Source organism: Nonomuraea sp. NPDC048901 (assembly GCF_040649695.1).
GTDB lineage: Bacteria > Actinomycetota > Actinomycetes > Streptosporangiales > Streptosporangiaceae > Nonomuraea.
This window is the reverse complement of record NZ_JBEZFW010000003.1, coordinates 321,033-341,150: the sequence shown is the minus strand read 5'-3', so window position 1 is coordinate 341,150 and position 20,118 is coordinate 321,033. Positions and strand designations below refer to the sequence as shown.

The window sequence follows — 20,118 nt, the reverse complement described above, 5'->3', positions numbered from 1 at the left end:
CATGGTCAGAAGTCGTTGTCGATGAGCGCGAAGATCTCTTCATCGGTCGCGGAGTCGATCTTCTCCGCCGCGCCGTTCATGCCGTCGGGATCGGCTCCGAGCCTGGCCAGGGCACTCTGCAGAATCGGGATGAGCTTGCCGCGGATGCGCTCGGCGTCGCCGTTGGCGCGGGCGAGTATCGAGTCGACGCGTTCCAGCGCGCCGCGCAGCGTGTCCTCCGCCGAGGGGGCGGCCGGGGCGAGCTTCCTGAACAGGTAGTCGGCCAGCGTCGTGACGGTCGGGTGGTCGAAGACCAGGGTCGCGGGCAGCCGCAGCCCCGTATCGGAGTTGAGCCGGTTGCGCAGCTCGACGGCGGTCAGCGAGTCGAAGCCGAGCGTGTTGAACGCGCTGCCGACGTCGACCGCGTCCACGCTGTCGTGCGCGAGTACGGCGGCGACGTGCGCGCGGATGACGTCGGTGATCAGCCGGCGGGCGTCGGTCTCGGACAGGCTGGGCAGCCGGGCCGCCAGCCCGGGATTGCCCGCGTGCTGCCCGGATCCGGTACGGCGCGGCGCGCGAACCAGTCCCCGCAGCAGGGGCGGCAGGTCACCCGCCGCGGCCCTGGCCCGCAGCCCGGGAGCGTCCCAGCCGGAGGCGACGACAAGGGCCTCCTCACCGCCGAGCGCCGCGTCGAACAGCTCCAGCCCCTCCGCCACGCTCAGCGGCGCGACGCCCGCGCGGGCCAGGCGGGCGGTGTCGGCCGCCGTCAGCGCACCGGTCATGTCCGAGCCGGTGTCCCACAGCCCCCAAGCCACCGACACCGCGGGCAGTCCGAGCCCGCGCCGGTGCGCGGCCAGCACGTCGAGGAACGCGTTCGCGGCGGCGTAGTTGCCCTGCCCGGCATTGCCCAGCACGCCCGCCAGCGACGAGAACACCACGAACGAGGTCAGCGGCAGGCCACGAGTCAGCTCGTGCAGGTGCCACGCCGCGTCCGCCTTCGGCGCGAACACCACCTCCAGCTTCCGCTCCGACAGCCCCTCCAGGGTGGCGTCGTCCAGGACTCCGGCGGTGTGCACCACGCTGGTGAGTGGCCGGTCCTCGGGGATCGAGGCCAGCAGTACGGCCAGAGCGTCGCGGTCGGACACGTCGCAGGCGGTCACCGTGACCCGCGCCCCGAGGTCCTCCAGGCTCGACGCCAGCTCGCCTGCCCCCGGCGCCTCGGGGCCGCGCCGCGAGACCAGCAGCAGGTCCCGGACCCCGTGCCGCTCCACTAGCCGCCGCGCGACAAGCGCGCCCAACCCACCGATCCCGCCGGTCACCAGCACTGTGCCCTGGGGAGAGGCCGTGGTCGCGCCTTGAGGAGAGGTCACGCCCGCGCCGTGGGTCGTGTCCGCGCCATGGGTCGTGTGCGCGCCGGTCGTGTCCGTGCCATGGGTCGTGTCCGTGCCATGGGCGGACGATGCGGCCGGGCGGCGGGTCAGGCGGGGCGCCAGTGGCACTCCGTCGCGTATCGCCAGCTGCGGCTCACCGGCGTCGATCGCCGCCGCCACCAGGTCCCAGTCCGTGGCACCCTCTTCCACGTCCACCAGCGCGAACCGCCCCGGCTGCTCGGCCTGCGCCGACCGGACGAGACCCCAGACGACCCCGGCGGCCACGGCCGCGGCGTCGACACGATCCGTGGCCAGGACACCCTGGGTGACGAACACCAGCCGGGCCCGCGCGTCGGCCGGCCAGCTCCGCAGCAGATCCAGCACCCGGCCGAACAACTCCCGCGCCCCGGCGGTCACGCTCGGGGCGGCAACCGAGCAGCGCACCGCGACGAAGTCCGCCTCCAACGCCGCACCCTCGTCGTCCAGCCAGGCCCAGCGCGAGCCACCGTCCTTCGATGAAGGGCCGCCGAGTTCCGCGGGCACCTTCACCCAGTCGAGCCCCTGCGGGACCGCGCCCATCGAGGCCGACGGCTCGACCGGTACCGCCCTGGCCCGCAGCGACTCGATCGACAGCACCGCCCGGCCGGAGACGTCGGCCGCCTCCACCACGGCGTCATCGCCCGCCCACGCCAGCCGTACCCGCAGCACCGAGGCCCCCGGCACACCCAGCCGCACTCCCCGGAACACGAACGGCAGCCGCAGCTCCCCGGAGCCGGAACCGGAGCCCGCGAGCAGCAACGGGTGGAACGCCGCGTCGAGCACCGCCGGGTGCATCCCGTACCCGTCGAGCTCCACCCCGTCGGGCGCCACGACCTCCGCGAACAGCTCCTCGTCACGCCGCCACACCGCCCGCACGCCCTGGAACGCCGGACCGTACTCGTAACCGGAGTCCGCCAGCCGCTCGTACCCGCCGTCGACGTTCACCGGCGACCCGCCCGCGGGCGGCCAGGCCGTGGCCCAGCCGAACTCTCCAGCGGAAACGCACGTTTCGAGGAGCGTGCCCGACGCATGACGTACCCACTCGGAGTCCGGCAAGGCAGAGAAGACGGTCAGCGCACGCCGCCCGGCGGCGTCGGACGGACTCACCGTGATCTGCAGCCCGACCTCACCCGTCGCGGGCAGGACCAGCGGCGCCTCCAGCGTGAGCTCCTCCAGCAGGTCGCAGCCCGCGACCGCGGCACCCTCCAGCGCCAACTCGACGAACGCGGCCCCGGGCAGCAGCACGCTCCCGGAGACCGAGTGGTCGGCGAGCCACGGCAGTACAGCCGCCGACAGCCGGCCGGTGAGCAGGAACCCGTCGTCGGCCACCGGGACGACGGCGGTCAGCAGCGGATGCCGCGAGCCGCCGATCCCCGCGCCGCCCGCGTGCTGCGCGCGCCGCTCGGCGGTCTTGAGCCAGTACGTACGCCGGTCGAAGGCATAGGTCGGCACGTCCACCTGCCGGTACGGCACGTCGGCCAGCACCGCCCGCCACTCGACCTCGGCCCCGAGCACCCACGCCTGCGCCAGCGCGGCCAGGAATCGGCGCCAGTCACCGGCACCACGACGCAGCGACCCGCAGACCCCGGCGGTCATGCCCGCTTCATGGCAGATGTCCTCGATGTCGCCGCCCAGCACGGGATGCGGGCTGACCTCGACGAACAGCGGCGTACCGAACGACGCGAACGCCCCGATGGACTCGCGGAAGAGGACGGGGTTGCGCAGATTGTCGTACCAGTAGGAGGCGTCCAGCTCGGTCGGCTCGACGAAGGTGCCGGCCATGGACGAGCAGAAGGCCACGTCCGTCGCCTGCGGCGCGATCCCGGCCAGCGTGGCGAGCAACTCCTCGCGCAGCACTTCCACGTGCGGGGTGTGCGAGGCGTAGTCGACGGCGATCCTGCGCACCCGGACCGTCTCACCCCACGCCGCCGCGAACTCGTCGAGCGCGTCCACGTCTCCCGCCACGACCGTGCCCGCGGGCCCGCTGTGCACGGCTGTCCACAGGCGGTCCGCCCACGGCTCCAGCCGTACCTCTTCGGCGGGCAGCGCCACCGCGAGCATCCCGCCCGTGGCGGCCAGCCCGCGCACCACGGCCTGGCTGCGCAGCGCCACGATCCTGGCCGCGTCGTCGAGCGTCAGCGCCCCGGCGACACAGGCCGCCGCGATCTCCCCCTGCGAGTGCCCCACCACCGCCGCCGGATCCACACCCAGCGACCGCCACACCTCCGCCAGCGACACCATCACCGCGAACAACGCCGGCTGAATGACCTCAGAGCCCACCAACTCACCCGCACGCAGAGCCGCCACCACAGACCAGCCCGTGTACGGGGCGAGCGCGGCATCGCACCGGCTCATCCACTCCCGGAACACCTCACTGGAGTCCAGCAGGTCCACCGCCATGCCCGTCCACTGCGAACCCTGACCCGGGAACACGAACACCGGCCGCACATCAGCCAGCGCCGCACCACTGCTCACCGCCGCATGCGACTCACCCGCCGCCAACGCCGCCAAGCCCGCCACCAGCTCATCCCGGTCCGCGGCCACAACGACCGCGCGGTGCGCGAACCGCGCCCGCCGAGCGAGTACGGCTCCCGCGACGGCCAGATCCTCATCTGCCGCGGTGGCCGCGTACGTCCGCAAACGGCCCGCCTGCGCATGTAGCGACATTTCCGTCTTGGCGGACAACACCCACACCAGCGGGCCATCCACCGTCACAGGTTCGGGCACCACCTCCGGCGCCTGCTCCAAGATCACATGAGCGTTGGTCCCGCTGATGCCGAACCCCGAGACCGCGGCCCGCATCGGCCGGTCCGAGACCGGCCAGGCCACAGCCTCCGTCAGCAGTTCCACGGCCCCGGCCGACCAGTCCGCGTGCGGCGTCGGCTCGTCCACGTGCAGGGTGGCCGGCAGGGTCCGGTGTTCCAGCGCCTTCACCATCTTGATCACCCCGGCGACGCCGGCGGCTGCCTGGGTGTGGCCGATGTTCGACTTCACCGAGCCGAGCCGCAGCGGGCGGTCCGCCGGCCGGTCCTGCCCGTAGGCGGCGATGATCGACTCGGCCTCGATCGGGTCGCCGAGCCGGGTGCCGGTGCCGTGGGCCTCCACGGCGTCCACGTCGCGGGGTTCGAGCCGGGCGTCGGCCAGCGCCTGCCGGTACACCTCCCGCTGCGCCGGACCGCTCGGCGCCGTCAGGCCGTTGCTGGCGCCGTCCTGGTTGACGGCCGAGCCGCGGATCACCGCGAGGATCCGGCGGCCGTCGCGCTGCGCGTCCGACAGCCGTTCCAGCAGGATCACACCCGCGCCCTCGGCCCAGGCGGCGCCGTCGGCGGCGGCCGAGAACGCCTTGCACCGGCCGTCGGGCGACAGGGCCTGCTGCCGCGAGAACTCCACGAACGGGTCCGGCGCCGCCATCACCGTCACGCCACCGGCCAGCGCCAGGGCGCATTCGCCGCGCCTCAGGGCCTGGACCGCCAGGTGTACGGTGACCAGCGACGACGAGCACGCGGTGTCCAGGGTGACGGCCGGGCCCTCCAGCCCAAAGGTGTACGCCACCCGGCCCGACAGGACGCTCGGCGTGCTGGAGGTGAGCAGCGTACCCTCGACGGACTCGGGGATGGCCCCGAGGTAGCGGTCGGCGTAGTACTCGTACATGGTCCCCGCGTAGACCCCGGTCCTGCTGCCGCGCAGTGCGTCCGGGTCGAGGCCGGCCCGCTCGAACGCCTCCCAGCTCACCTCCAGGAACAGCCGGTGCTGCGGGTCGGTGGCCAGCGCGCCGCGCGGGCTCATCCCGAAGAAGGGCGCGTCGAAGTCGCCGGCGTCGTACAAGAAGCCGCCGTGCCGCGTGTACGACTTGCCGAACGCGTCGGGGGCCGGGTCGTACAGACCGTCGAGGTCCCAGCCACGGTCGGCGGGGAACTCGCCGATCGCGTCCACGCCCGAGGACACCACCTCCCACAGATCCTCGGGTCCGGCCACGCCGCCGGGGTAACGGCAGGCCATCCCGATGATCGCGATGGGCTCGTGGCGACGGTCTTCGATCTCGGCGAGGCGGCGGCGTGTCTGGGTCAGTTCGACGGTCACGCGCTTGAGGTAGTCGCGAAGCTTGTCCTCGGTCGACATCTGTCGCCTTTCGCAGGTACCGGTGATCTAGAGTGCGTTGTCGATCAGTGCGAAGATCTCTTCATCGGAGGCGGAGTCGATCTTCTCCACCACGCCGTCCCCGCCGTTCGGACCGGCGCCGAGCCTGGTCAGGGCGCTCTGCAGGATGGTGACGAGCTTGCCGCGGATGGCCTCGGCGTCGCCGTTGGCGCTCGTGAGCATGGTCTCGACCCGTTCGAGCGCGCCGCGCAGCGTGTCCTCGGGTGACGGCGCGGCGGGGGCGAGCGTCTTGTAGAGGTGTTCGGCCAGCGAGGTGACCGTGGGGTGGTCGAAGACCAGGGTCGCGGGCAGCCGCAGCCCGGTGTCGGCGTTGAGCCGGTTGCGCAGCTCGACGGCGGTCAGCGAGTCGAAGCCCAGCTCGTTGAAGGCCCGGTCCACGTCGACGGCGTCCGCGCTGCCGTGCGCCAGGACGGCGGCCACGTGCCCGCGTACCAGGTCGGTGACCTGCCGCCGGGCGTTGGCCTCGGTCAGACCGGCCAGCCGCTCCGTCAGCGCGCCCGCTCCGCCCGTTGTGCCCGGCGCGGCGCCGGCCGTCCTGCGTGGCGCGCGGACCAGGCCGCGCAGCATCGACGGCAGGTCACCCGCCTCGGCCCTGGCCCTGAGCCCGGCCGCCTCCCACCTGGTCGCGACGACCAGCGGCTCGGGCGCTTCGAGCGCGCCGTCGAACAGCTCCAAGCCCTGCTCGACACTCAGCGGCGCGATACCGGAGCGGGCCAGCCTGGCCGTGTCGGCCGCCGAGAGCGTGCCGCCCATGCCCGAGCCGGTGTCCCATAGGCCCCAGGCCACGGACACGGCGGGCAGACCGAGCCCGCGCCGGTGCGCCGCCAGGGCGTCCAGGAACACGTTCGCCGACGCGTAGTTGGCCTGCCCGGCGTTGCCCAGCACGCCCGCCAGCGACGAGAACAGCACGAACGAGGTCAGCGGGACGTCCCTGGTCAGCTCGTGCAGGTGCCACGCCGCGTCCGCCTTGGGGGCGAACACCGTCTCCAGCTTCCGCTCCGACAGCCCCTCGACCGTCGCGTCGTCCAGCACGCCCGCGGTGTGTACGACGCCGGTCAGCGGGCGGTCCTCGGGGATCGAGGCCAGCAGTACGGCCAGAGCGTCGCGATCGGACACGTCGCACGCGGCCACCGCGACCCGCGCCCCGAGGCCCGTCAGGGTCGACACCAACTCGCCTGCCCCTGGCGCCTCGGGTCCGCGCCGCGAGACCAGCAGCAGGTCCGTCACGCTGTGCCGCTCCACCAACCGCCGCGCGACCAGCGCACCGAGACCGCCCGTCCCCCCGGTGACCAGCACAGTGCCCTGGGAAAGGCCCATGTCCGGGGCGGCGGAGCCGATCTCCCTGCGCGCCAGGCGCGGGACGAGCACCTTCCCCTCGCGTACGGCCAGCTGCGACTCACCCGCCGCGACGGCGGCGGCCACCAGCTTCCAGGCGGAGAAGTCCGCCTCCACGTCCGCCAGCACGAACCGGTCCGGATGCTCGGCCTGCGCCGACCGCACCAGCCCCCACGCCGCCGCGGCCACCACACTCCCGGCCCCGCCACCGGCGGGGTCGAAGACTCCGTGAGTCGCGAACACCAGCCTGCTGCCGGCGAACCGCTCCTCGGTCACCCACTGCCGCACCAGCCCGAGCACCCGCCCGGTCAGCTCACGCACCGCGACAGGCACCGGCGCTCCCGGAGCCGCCGCGAGGGAAACGACCACGACGTCCGGCACCGGCTCCCCGGCACCGGCCCCGTCCTGCCCGGCACCGAACGCGCCGAGATCCGGGTACGCATCCAGCCCCGGCGCCGGTTCCCCGGCCGAGACCCACCGGGCGCCGTCGTTGACCGGCTCGACCGTGACCTCGGTCCAGTCGACGCCGTGCGGCACGGGGTCCGTGCGGCCGCCGGTCGTACCGGACAGCGCCGCCGCCGGGACCGTACGTACCCGCAGCGACTCCATCGAGAAGACCGGCCGGCCAGCGGCGTCGGCGGCCTCGATGGCGGGGCCGGACCGCGACAGGCGGAGCCGGAGCGCCCTGGCCCCGGCGGCGGGCAGCCGCACGCCGCGGAACTCGAACGGCAGCCGCAGCTCGTCACTCGGATCGGCGATCAGCATCGGGTGGAACATCGCGTCGAAGAGCGCGGGGTGCAGGCCGAACCCGGCCACGTCCACGTCATCGGCCAGCGCGACCTCGGCGAACAGCTCCTCGCCCTGGCGCCACACCGCCCGCAAACCTTGGAAGGCGGGCCCGTAGTCGTAGCCCGCGTCGGCCAGCCGCTCATAGGCGCCCTCGACCGCGACCGGCGAGGCGCCCGCGGGCGGCCAGGCCGTCGCCCAGGCGAGCACGCTCGCGTCGGGGGCCGTGTCCGCGCCGATCATGCCCGAGGCGTGGCAGGTCCACGCGGCCTCCGGCTCTCCGGCCGGCCGCGAGTAGATCCGCACAGACCGGGATCCTCCACCCTGGAGGCCACCCTGCACATCGCTGCTCTCGGGCCGCCCCACGACGACCTGTACCGCCACGCCACCCCGCTCGGGCAGCACCAGCGGCGCCTCGAACATCAGCTCCTCGACCAGATCGCTGCCGAGCTGACCACCCGCCTCCAACACCAGGTCCACGAGCGCGGCACCAGGCAGCACGGCCGCCCCCAGCATCACGTGATCGGCCAGCCAGGGCGCGTCGGCCAGCGACAGCCGCCCAGTCAGCACCATCGCCCCGTCGTCGGCCACGTCGACCGCCGCCCCCAGCAGCGGGTGACCGACCTGGCGCAGCCCGGCCGACGACACGTCGGCGGCGCGCGCGGGCGGGGCGAGCCAGTACCGCTCCCGGTCGAACGCGTACGTCGGCAGGTCCACCCGCGCCCCGCCGCCGAACAGCGCGGACCAGCCGACCGCCACCCCCGCCACACACGCCCGAGCCAGGCAGCCGATCAGCGCCTCAGGCTCGGCGAGCCGCTTGCCGTGCAGGGCGAGGATCGGAGTGTCCGCCTCGGTGACGCACTCATGCGCCATGGCCGAGAGCACCGCGGCGGGGCCTACCTCCAGGTACGTGTCCACGCCGTCCGCTTCGAGCCGGCCGATCGTGGCGTGGAACATGACGGCCCGCCGGATCTGCTCCACCCAGTAGCCGGGCTCGGCCCAGGAGCCGTCGGGGAGGTTGGGGGCGTACGGGATGCGCGGCTCGTGGAACTCCACGCCCGCCAGCTCGGTGGCGAAGTCCGCCAGCATGGGCTCCATCAGCGGCGAGTGGAAGGCGTGGCTGACCGCCAGCCGCCTGGTCCGCCGGCCGAGCTCGCGCCAGTGTTCGGCGACCGCCAGGCACGGCTCCTCCGCGCCGGACACGACGACGCCGGCCGGTCCGTTGACGGCGGCGACGGACACCAGGTGTTCCTGTCCGGCCAGGGTCGGCGCCACCTCCTCGGCGGTCGCCTCGATCGCGACCATCGCGCCCGGCGTGTCCAGCTCCTGCATCAGGCGGGCGCGCGCGGTGATGAGCCGGGCGGCGTCGGCCAGCGACCAGACCCCGGCGACGTACGCGGCCGCGTATTCGCCCACCGAGTGCCCGGCGACGTGGTCGGGCGTCACGCCGAGCGCCGCGAGCAGCCGGAAGGCGGCCACCTCGAAGGCGAACAGCGCCGGCTGGGTGTAGCGGGTCTCGTTCAGCAGGTCGGCCTCGGGAGTGCCGGGCTCGGCCCACACGATCTCGCGCAGCGGCCGGTCGAGGTGTTCGTCGAGCTCCGCCCACACCTCGGCGAGCGCTTCGGCGAAGACCGGCGACGCGGCGGCCAGCTCGCGGCCCATGCCGATCCGCTGCCCGCCCTGGCCGGTGAACAGGTAGGCGAGCTTGGGCTTCTCCCGGGCGGCGCCCGCGACCACCTCGGCCACCGGGTGGCCGGCCAGGAAGTCGCCGAGCCGGGCGGCCAGGGCGTCCCGGTCCTCGCCGACCACGACGACGCGGTGCTCGAACAGCGACCTACCGGTGACCAGCGACCGAGCCACGTCCACTGCCTCGGGGGCGTCGGCTGAGGTTACAAGCTCGTGCAGCCGGGCGGCCTGCGCGCGCAGCGACCGGCCGCCGCGGGCGCTGATCACCCAGGCGAGCGGGCCGTTGACGATGGGCGGCTCCTGGTCCGTACGCGGGCTCTCCTCGGCCTCCTCGATGACGAGGTGCGCGTTCGTACCGCTGATGCCGAAGGACGAGACGCCGAACCGGCGCGGTTGCTCGCCGCGGACCCACTCCCTGGCCTCGGTCAGCAGCTCGACGCCGCCGGCCGACCAGTCGACGTGCGGGGTCGGCTCGTCCACGTGCAGGGTGGGCGGCAGCACGCCGTGCCGCATCGCCATCACCATCTTGATCACCCCGGCGACGCCGGCGGCGGCCTGGGTGTGGCCGATGTTCGACTTGACCGAGCCGAGCCAGAGGGGGCGGTCGGCCGCGCGGTTGCGGCCGTACGTGGACAGCAGCGCCTGGGCCTCGATGGGGTCGCCGAGCCGGGTGCCGGTGCCGTGCGCCTCGACGGCGTCGACGTCCCGCGTGTCGAGCCGGGCGTCGGCCAGTGCCTGCTGGACGACGCGTTCCTGGGAGGGGCCGTTCGGGGCGGTGAGGCCGTTGCTGGCGCCGTCCTGGTTGACGGCCGAGCCGCGGATCAGCGCGAGGATCCGGCGGCCGTTGCGCCGCGCGTCCGACAGCCGCTCCAGCACCAGTACGCCGGCGCCCTCCGACCATGCGGCGCCATCCGCCGAGGAGGAGAACGACTTGCACCGGCCGTCCGGCGACAGCGCGCGCTGCCGCGAGAACTCGATGAACGGGTCCGCCGTGGCCATCACGGTCACGCCGCCCGCCAGGGCCAGCGCGCACTCGCCGCGCCGCAGCGCCTGGACCGCCAGGTGCATCGCGACCAGCGACGACGAGCAGGCCGTGTCGACCGAGATCGCCGGGCCCTCCAGGCCGAAGGTGTACGAGACCCGCCCGGACAGCACGCTGGAGGCGCTGGAGACCATCAGGACGCCCTCGACCGACTCCGGCACGGCACCGCCGGTGTAGCGCAGGGAGTAGTCGTTGTACATGTTGCCCGCGTACACGCCGGTCTGGCTGCCGCGCAGCGTGGCCGGGTCGATCCCCGCCCGCTCGAACGCCTCCCAGCAGGTCTGCAGGAACAACCGGTGCTGGGGGTCGGTGGCCAGCGCGCCGCGCGGGCTCATCCCGAAGAAGGGCGCGTCGAAGTCGCCGGCGTCGGGCAGGAAGCCGCCTTGCCGGGTGTACGACTTGCCGAGGGCCTCCGGGTCGGGGTCATAGAGGTTCTCGTCCCAGCCCCGGTCGGTGGGGAGGTCGCCTATCGCGTCCGCACCGGAGGCCACCAGCTCCCACAGGTCCTCGGGCCCCGCCACCCCGCCGGGGAACCGGCATCCCATCCCGACGATCGCTATGGGCTCGTGGCGACGGTCTTCCATCCCGGTGAGGCGCTGCCGAGTCTCCGTGAGCTCGACGGTCACCCTCTTCAGGTAATTGCGCAGCTGTTCCTCAGTCGCCATGGTCGGGCCTTTCCAGAGAGGACCTCAGAGGAGACGTCATTGTTTGGTCGTCGATCAACGCGAAGATCTCCTCGTCCGAGGCGGAATCGATCTTCTCCGCGGCACCGTTGGACCCGGCGCCGAACCTGGTCATCAGCCCGGCACCGAACCTGGTGACGGCACTCTGCGCGATGGCGACGAGCTTGCCGCGGATGGCCTCGGCGTCGCCGTGCGCGCTGGTCAGCATCGACTCGACCCGCTCGACCGCGCCGCGCAGCGTGTCCTCGGGCGACGGCGCGGCGGGGGCGAGGGTACGGAAGAGGTACTCGGCCAGCGCCGTGACCGTGGGGTGGTCGAAGACCAGGGTCGCGGGCAGCCGGAGCCCGGTGTCGCTGTTCAGCCGGTTGCGCAGCTCCACCGCGGTCAGCGAGTCGAAGCCGAGCTCGTTGAAGGCCCGGTCCATGTCCACGTTGCCGGCGCTGCCATGCGCGAGCACGGCCGCGACGTGCGAGCGGACCATGTCCGCCAGGTGGACGCGGGCCTCGGCCTCCGCCATCTTCGCCAGGCGCTCGGCCATGCCGGCCGCCCCGGCCCGCATGGGGGCACTTGTGGCGTTCGCGGCGGCGGTCCGGCGGGGCGTACGGACCAGGCCGCGCAGTACGGGCGGCAGCTCGCCCGCCTCGGCCCTGGCGCGCAGCCCGGCGGTGTCCCACCTGGCGGCGACGACCAGCTCGGCCGGGGCGGTGATCGCGCTGTCGAAGAGCTCCAGCCCCTGCTCGGCGGTCAGCGGCGCGATGCCCGACCGGGCCAGCCTGGCCGTGTCGGCCGCCGACAGCGCTCCGGTCATCCCGCTGTCCGCGGTCTCCCACAGGCCCCAGGCCACCGACACGGAGGGCAGGCCGAGGCCGCGCCGGTGTGCCGCGAGTACGTCGAGGAACACGTTGGCGGCGGCGTAGTTGGCCTGCCCGGAGTTGCCGATCACGCCCGCCACGGAGGAGAACGTCACCAGCGGGACCTCCGGGGCCAGCTCGTGCAGGTACCAGGCGGCGTCGGACTTCGGGGCGAACACCGAGTCGAGCCGCTGCGCCGACAGCCCTTCCACCGTGGCGTCGTCAAGTACGCCCGCCGCGTGCACCACGGCCACCAGCGGGCGCTCCGCCGGGACGCCGGACAGGAGCCGGGCGAGCGAGTCGCGGTCCGACACGTCGCACGCCGCCACGGTCACCCGCGCGCCGAGCGCCTCCAGCCGGGCCACCAGGTCGCCACTCGCTTCGGGGCCGCGGCGGGAGGCCAGCAGGAGGTCCTTGGCGCCGTGCCGCTCCACCAGGCGGTGCGCCACCAGGGCGCCGAGACTGCCGGTGCCACCCGTCACCAGTACGGTGCCCGTACCGGCGTCGAACAACTCGGGGGCGTCGGCCGTACGACGGATCAGGCGCGGGACGAGGACCTTTCCATCCCGTGCGACCAACTGTGTCTCGCCCGCCGCGACCGCCGCCGCCACCAGTCCCCAGTCGACGGTGGCCGCGTCGACGTCCACCAGCACGAACCGCCCGGGATGCTCGGCCTGCGCCGACCGCACCAGTCCCCACACCGGCCCGGCCACCACGCCCGCCACGTCCGCTCCCCCGGGCCGGAACACACCCTTGGTCACGAACACCATCCGGCACCCGGCGAACCGCTCGTCCCCCACCCAGCCCTGCACCAGGTCGAGCGCCTGGTAGATGCCGTCGCGCACGCCGTAGGGCACGTCGTCGGCGTCGGCCTCGGGCAGGTACGGCACCAGGACGGTGCTCGGCATCTCCCCGACGGTCATCTCGGTCAGGGACGCGAGGTCGTAGTAACGCGGGGCGTCCACCGCCGCGCCGATCTCGTCGGCGAACTCGTCGTAGCCCACCACGGCCCAGCGCTGCTCGGCCGGGTCCATCGCGGACACCGCCAGGTCGATCCAGTCGAGCGTGTACGAGGCGGCGTCGGACGGGCCGCGTGTGACGGCCCCGTGCCTCGGCACCGGGCGCAGGGTCAGCGCGTCCACCCCGGCGATGCGGTCGCCCGCACTGTCATGGATGTCGAGCGAGACCCGGTCGCCGTCCCCGGCCGCGATCCGTACCCGCAACACCTCGGCGCCGAGCGCGGACACCCGCACCCCGCTCCACGCGAACGGCAGCAGCAACGCCCCGCTGTCCTCGGCCGACTCAAGCACCAGCAGGTGCAGCGCCGCGTCCAGCAGGGCTGGGTGGAGCGTGAACAGGCCCGCGTCCGTGCGGATCGGCTCCGGCAGCGCCACCTCGACGTACGCGTCGCCGTCCACGCGCCAGGCCGCGCGCAGCCCTTGGAAGGCGGGACCGTACTCGTAGCCGCGCTCCGCGAGCCGCTCGTAAGCGTCGTCCAGGTCGATCTCGACACCGTCCACGGGCGGCCAGACGGCAAGCCACTCACCGGCGCCAACCGCGCCTGCGGTCAGGGTGCCGCTGGCGTGGCGGGTCCATCGGGCCTCGTCGTCGTCCGCCGTCCTGCCGTAGACGGTGAGGTCGCGGCGGCCCTCGGCGTCGGCGCCGCCGACCGCGAGCTGTACCTGGACCGCGCCCGTCTCGGGCAGCGGCAGCGGCGCCTCCAGCGTCAGGTCCTCGATCTCGTCGCACCCGGCCGTCGCGGCGGCCTCCAGGGCCAGTTCGACGAACGCGGTGCCAGGCAGCAGTACGCCGCCGTCCACGGCGTGGTCGGCCAGCCATGGCAGCGCGCCGCGCGACAACCGCCCGGTGAGCAGGAACCCGTCGTCGCCCGCCACGGGCACGACCGCGTCGAGCATCGGGTGCCGCGGCCCACCGGCCCGTGGGCTCTCGTTGATCCAGTACCTGGTGTGCTCGAAGGGATAGGTCGGCAGATCCACGTGATGGTGTGGGGCCGGAGCGACGGCCGCCCAGTCCACGTCGGCGCCCGCCACGTACGCCTGGGCCGCCGCCAGCAGCAGGCGCCGCCGGCCGCCGTCGTCGCGGCGGAGCGTCCCGGTGGCGCCGCCGGGGGCGCCCGTGGCCGCCAGGGTGTCCTGGATGTGGCCGGTCAGCACCGGATGCGGGCTGGCCTCGATGAACAGCGGGGCGCCGTCTCCGGCGAACGCCTTGATCGCCTGCTCGAAACGTACGGGATTGCGAAGACTGCGGAACCAGTAGTCGGCGTCCAGCCCGGTCGGCTCGACGAAGTCGGCGGCCATGGACGAGCAGAAGGCCACGTCGGTCGGCCGCGGCGCGACCTCGGCCAGGCTGGCGAGCAGTTCGTCGCGGAGCACCTCGACGTGCGGGGTGTGCGAGGCGTAGTCGATGCCGATCTTCCGTACGCGGACCGTCTCGCCGCACGCCGCCGCGAACTCGTCGAGCGCGGCCAGTTCCCCGGCGACCACCGTGCTGGCCGGCCCGCTCCGCACGGCCACCCACAGGCGGTCCGCCCACGGCTCCAACCGGACCTCATCGGCGGGCAGCGCCACGGCGAGCATCCCGCCGGTTCCGCCCAGCTTGACGAGCGCCTGGCTGCGGAGCACGACCACCTTCGCCGCGTCGTCGAGCGTCAGCGCCCCGGCGACACAGGCCGCCGCGATCTCCCCCTGCGAGTGCCCCACCACCGCCGCCGGGTCCACGCCCAGCGACCGCCACACCTCCGCCAGCGACACCATCACCGCGAACAGCACCGGCTGGATGACCTCAGAGCCCACCAGCTCGCCCGCGCGCAGGGCCGCCACGACGGACCAGCCGGTGTACGGGGCGAGCGCGGCGTCGCAGCGGGTCATCCACTCGCTGAACACCTCACTGGAGTCCAGCAGGTCCACCGCCATGCCTGTCCACTGCGAGCCCTGGCCGGGGAAGACGAACACCGGCCGAATGTCCGGCAGCGCCGTGCCGCTGGTCACCGCCGCATGCGACTCGCCCGCGGCCAACGCCGCCAGGGCCGCCACCAGCTCGTCCCGGTCCCCGGCCACCACCACCGCACGGTGCGCGAACCGGGCCCGGCGGGCCAGCAGGTATCCGGCGGCGGCCAGGTCGACTTGGGGGGCGTCGGTGGCGTAGTCGCGCAGGCGCGCGGCATGCGCTTCGAGCGCGGCCGCCGATTTCGCGGACAACGCCCAAACCAGCGGCGCCGCGGCCGTCTCGGCGTCCGCGCGCGCCGTCTCAGGGGCCGCGTACGCCGACTCGGGTGCCGCACGCCCGGTCTCGGGAACCGTGTACGCCGACTCGGGGACCGCACGCCCCGTCTCCGGGACCGCGTACCCCGTCTTGGGGGCCCGCTCCAGGATCAGATGGGCGTTCGTGCCGCTGATGCCGAAGCTGGAGACCGCGGCCCGGGTCGGCCGGTCGTCGGGCAGTTCGACGGGCTCGGTGAGGAGTCGTACCGCGCCACCGCTCCAGTCCACGTGCGGCGTGGGCTCGTCGGCGTGCAGTGTGCGCGGCAGCGTCCCGTGCCGCATCGCCATCACCATCTTGATGACGCCGCCGACTCCGGCCGCGGCCTGTGTGTGGCCGATGTTCGACTTGAGGGAGCCGAGCCAGACGGGCCGTCCGGGGTCGCGGTCCGCGCCGTACGCGGCGATGATCGACTCGGCCTCGATCGGGTCGCCGAGCCGGGTGCCGGTGCCGTGCGCTTCCACCGCGTCGACCTCGGCGGCGGCGAGCCCGGCGTCGGCCAGCGCCTGCCGGATCACCTCTTGCTGGGCCTGGCCGTTCGGTGCGGTGAGGCCGTTGCTGGCGCCGTCCTGGTTCACCGCGCCGCCCCGGATCACGGCGAGCACCGGATGCCCCTGGCGGCGCGCGTCGGACAGGCGCTCCAGCAGCAGCATCCCGGCGCCCTCGCCCCAGCCCGTACCGTCCGCGCCCGCCGCGAACGCCTTGCACCGGCCGTCGGGAGCCAGCCCCGACTGGCGGCTGAACTCGACGAAGATCCCCGGGCTGGACATCACGGTCGCGCCGCCGGCCAGGGCCAGCGAACACTCACCGCGCCGCAGCGCCTGCATAGCCAGGAAGATCGCCACCAGCGACGAGGAGCAGGCCGTGTCGGCGGTGATGGCGGGCCCGCGCAGGCCCAGCGCGTACGCGATCCGCCCGGACGCGACGCTGAGCGCGGTGCCTGTCAGCAGGTGCCCGTCGACCGTCCCCGTGGCCTGGTGCAGCCGGGGACCGTAGTCGGAGGCCATGGCGCCCACGAACACACCGGTGGCCGACCCGCGCAGCCCCGCCGGGTCGAGCCCGGCCCGCTCGACGGCCTCCCAGCTGACCTCCATCAGCAACCGCTGCTGGGGATCCATGGCGGTGGCCTCGCGCGGGCTGATGCCGAAGAACGCGGCGTCGAACCGGTCGGCGTCGTGCAGGAACCCGCCGTACCTGGTGTCGCTGGTGCCCGACCGGTCGGACCCGGCCGCGAACAGCGCGTCCAGATCCCAGCCTCGGTTGACGGGGAACTCGGTGATCGCGTCGGTGCCGGTGTTGACCAGCCGCCACAGCTCCTCGGGCGAGTCGGCTCCACCGGGGTACCGGCATCCCATGGCCACGATGGCGATCGCGTCGGGATCGGCGGCGAGGTCACCGTTGAGGCCGCCGACGAGACCGCCACCGGGGTCCCCGACGAGATCGTCTGCGGGCGCGTCGTCGAGAGGCATGGGCGTGGCGGAGTCGCTCTGGCGGGCGGCCGACGCTGCGGATCCGCCGTCGTCGAGGAGCGTCCGCAGATGGGCGATCAGCAGATCGGGGGTCGGGTGGTCGAACAGCAGGCTGGTCGGCAGCCGGAGCCCGGTCGCGCTCCGCAGCCGGTGCCTGAGGTCCTCCGCCGTGGCCGATTCGAGCCCGAGGTCCTTGAACGTCCTGCCCGGCTCCACACCGGCCGCGTCCTCGTACCCGAGCAGCCCGGCCAGGACAGTCAGCACCAGCTCACGCACCTCACGCGGCGAAAGCCCGCCACCCAGCGAACCGGGGCCATGGCCGCTGGCGCCGCCACCTGCGGGGCCTGTTTTTGTCGTCGAGCGCCGGGTGTCCCCCGGGAGCGTCTGTGCCGTGGGGCGCCGGGCGTCGGCGGGCAGCGACGGCCAGTGACGTTCGCGCTGGAACGCGTACGTCGGCAGCTCCACCAGCTCTGCCCCCGCCACCGGATCGGGTCCGGTCCAGTCGACCTCGGCTCCTCGCGTGTACGCCTCGGCGAGGGAGCGCCGGAATCGCGTCAGCCCGCCCTCACCCCGCCGCAGCGTCCCGATGACCGCGGCTTCACGGTCCGCTTCCTCGGCCGTCTCCTCGATCCCGGCCCCGAGCACCGGATGCGGGCTGCACTCCACGAACAGGCCGCCCTGGTGGTCGAGCGCCCGCCGGGTCGCCTGCGCGAACCTGACCGGCTGCCGGAGGCTGCGGTACCAGTAGTCGGCGTCGAGTTCGGCCGTGTCGATCGGCTCGCCGGTGAGCGTCGAGATGAACAGCGTCCCCGCGCTTACCGGCCGTACGGGTGCCAGCGCCGCCAGCACCTCGTCGCGGATCTCCTCGACCTCGGCCGAGTGCGAGGCGTAGTCGACCGGGATGATCCTGGTGCGGTACCCGTCGTCGGTGAGCCGCCGCCCCAGGTCGTCGAGCGCCTCAAGCCGCCCGGAGACGACCACGGACCTCGGCCCGTTGTAGGCGGCAATGGACACGTGCCCCGCCAGCGAGCGGATCGCCGACTCGACCACGTCCAAGGGGGCGGCGATCGACATCATCCCGCCGCGCCCGGCGATCCCGGCGATGGCGCGGCTGCGCAGAGCCACGACCCTGGCCGCGTCGGGCATGGACAGCGCGCCGACGACGGTGGCGGCCGCGATCTCGCCCTGCGAGTGGCCGATCACCATCTCGGGCTCGACGCCGTACGAGCGCCACAGGCCGGCGAGCGACACCATGACGGCCCACAGGGCGGGCTGCACCACGTCGACCCGGTCGAGACCGGGCGCGCCCGGCGCCCCACGCAGCACGTCGAGCAGCGCGTAGTCGACGAACGGTTCGAGCGCTCCCGCGCACGCCTCGGCATGCGCCGCGAACACCGGCGAACCGGCGAGCAGATCACGAGCCATCTCCGGCCACTGCGACCCCTGCCCCGGAAAAACGAACACCCGGCGCCCACCAGGCACGGACCCGGTGACCACCGACCCCGTGACCACGGACTCGTCCAGTCGCCCGGCCGCCAGCGCCGCCAACCCCGCCTGCCGGTCGGTGCCCAGAAGCACCGCCCGGTGCTCGAACACGGCCCGACTCCGCAACAACGCCAGCGCCACAGCACCGCCCTCGACACCGGTATGGGGCCCGATGTGTGAGCCAGCAGGCGAGCCGACCGGCGGGCCGACGTGGGCGAGCAGTCGCTCGGCCTGGGCGCTGAGGGCTCGGGCGGAGCGTGCCGACAGCACCCAAGGCGTGTCCTCGCTCGCCGACCGAACCCCGTACTCGCTCCGCGGCGCTTCCCCGAGCACCAGGTGGCAGTTCGTGCCGCCCATGCCGAACGAGCTGACGCCCGCGACGAGCGGCCGGTCGGCGCGCGGCCACGGGCGGGTGTCGCGTACGACCTCCAGCCCCAGCTCGTCCAGCGGGATGTCCGGGTTGGCCGTCTCGAAGTTCAGGCTGGGCGGCAGTACGCGCTGCTCCAGGCTCAGTACGACCTTGACCAGGCCCGCGATCCCGGCGGCGCCTTCGAGGTGTCCGATGTTGGTCTTTACCGACCCGACCAGCAGCGGCGACTCGCCATCCGCATGGTCGGGGCCGTAGGCGGCACCGAGGGCGGCGGCCTCGATCGGGTCGCCGACCTTCGTGCCGGTGCCGTGCAGCTCGACGTACTGGACGTCGCCCGGCTCCACGCCGGCGCGCTCGCAGGCCAGCCGGATGACCTCCTCCTGCGCCCGCCGGCTCGGCACCGTGAGTCCGTCGCCGCCGCCGTCGTTGTTGACGGCGCCGCCGAGGATCACGCACCGGATGGGGTCGCCGTCGGCGAGCGCCGCGGACAGCGGCTTGAGTACGACGAGCGCCCCGCCCTCTCCGCGCACGTAGCCGTTGGCCCGGCCGTCGAAGACGTAGCAGCGGCCGTCCGGCGACAGCGCGCCGAAGTTGCCGATGGCGGCGGTGGTCTCGGCCAGCAGGTTGAGGTTCACGCCGCCCGCGAGTGCCAGCCCGGTCTCGCCGCGCCGCAGGCTCTCGCAGGCCATCTGTACGGCCAGCAGCGACGAGGACTGCCCGGCGTCGAGCGTCAGGCTGGGCCCCCGCAGGCCGAGGAAGTAGGAGACGCGGTTGGCGATGATCGCCCGGTTCGCCCCGGTGTAGGCGTGTCGTCCGAGGCCATCGGCCCCCACGCGGTCCTGCAGCGCCGCGTAGTCGTTGGAGATCGCCCCCAGGAAGACCCCGGCGCCGCTCCCGCTCAGCCGGGACGGCACCACGCGCGCGCTCTCCAGCGCCTCCCAGGCCAGCTCCAGCACGAGCCGCTGCTGGGGGTCCATCGCGGCGGCCTCGTTCGGCGAGATCCCGAAGAAGGCGGCGTCGAAGCGATCCACGTCGGAGAGGAAGCCACCACGCCGGTACACGGCGTCCGACCCGTCCGGCCACCGGCCCTCGGGCACGGCCGTCACAGCGTCCACGCCATCGCGCAGCAATTGCCAGAACCGTCCGGGATCGGCGGCCTGAGGAAGCCGGCAGGAAACACCGACCACGGCGACGGGCTCCACGGCGGACGAAACGCGACCGGTCCGCGACCGGCCGGTTTCCCCGGCCGTCATGCCGTTTGGCTGAATCGACTCACCAACCATCAATGCGCCACCTCAAGCTTCGGGCATCACCAACAAGACAGTGCCGGTTTCCATAAAGACGATCGCTTTGAATAGTTGCTGTGACCCTAATCGCCGCGCCCTTTCCGGACCACGGCCGCGGGCTGGCACATTGTTTCCGGCAGAAGCTGTCAGCGCGGGCGCGTTGACATAGGTGTAGGCGGTTCGCATCCTGTGTGGGACAGGTAGCGACATTGGCCTGAGAGTTCTGCCGAGCCGAAATAGATAAAGCCTTTTACCGGGCGCTCGGTGCGATCCGCAGTACGTGCGCGGTGGAGAGCCGTC

The 20,118-nt window shown here is 73.6% G+C and carries 3 protein-coding genes; all 3 read right to left on the bottom strand.

What is annotated here, in order from left to right:
* Window positions 1-5: 5 nt before the first annotated feature.
* From AB0C30_RS11185 to AB0C30_RS11175, 3 genes are read right to left on the bottom strand one after another with little or no spacing between them, the layout of a single operon-like run.
* Window positions 6-5,507 carry an SDR family NAD(P)-dependent oxidoreductase gene (locus tag AB0C30_RS11185; RefSeq protein WP_357942087.1) on the bottom strand — a complete coding sequence of 1,834 codons (5,502 nt, stop codon included), beginning with the start codon at window positions 5,505-5,507 and terminating at the stop codon, window positions 6-8.
* Between the two features lie 27 nt (window positions 5,508-5,534).
* Window positions 5,535-11,060: a type I polyketide synthase gene (locus AB0C30_RS11180; RefSeq protein ID WP_357942085.1), complete on the bottom strand. Its 5,526-nt coding sequence runs from the start codon at window positions 11,058-11,060 to the stop codon at window positions 5,535-5,537.
* On the bottom strand, window positions 11,050-19,785 hold the full coding sequence (locus AB0C30_RS11175) for an SDR family NAD(P)-dependent oxidoreductase (RefSeq protein ID WP_357942083.1): 8,736 nt from the start codon (window positions 19,783-19,785) through the stop codon (window positions 11,050-11,052). Before AB0C30_RS11175 ends, AB0C30_RS11180 begins: the two co-directional genes overlap by 11 nt.
* Between the last annotated feature and the right edge of the window lie 333 nt (window positions 19,786-20,118).

What these genes read in the sequence shown, in the direction of transcription:
- AB0C30_RS11185 (WP_357942087.1), bottom strand. Translation starts at nt 5,507, where the DNA reads ATGTCGACCGAGGACAAGCTTCGCGACTACCTCAAGCGCGTGACCGTC.
- AB0C30_RS11180 (WP_357942085.1), bottom strand. Translation starts at nt 11,060, where the DNA reads ATGGCGACTGAGGAACAGCTGCGCAATTACCTGAAGAGGGTGACCGTC.
- AB0C30_RS11175 (WP_357942083.1), bottom strand. Translation starts at nt 19,785, where the DNA reads ATGACGGCCGGGGAAACCGGCCGGTCGCGGACCGGTCGCGTTTCGTCC.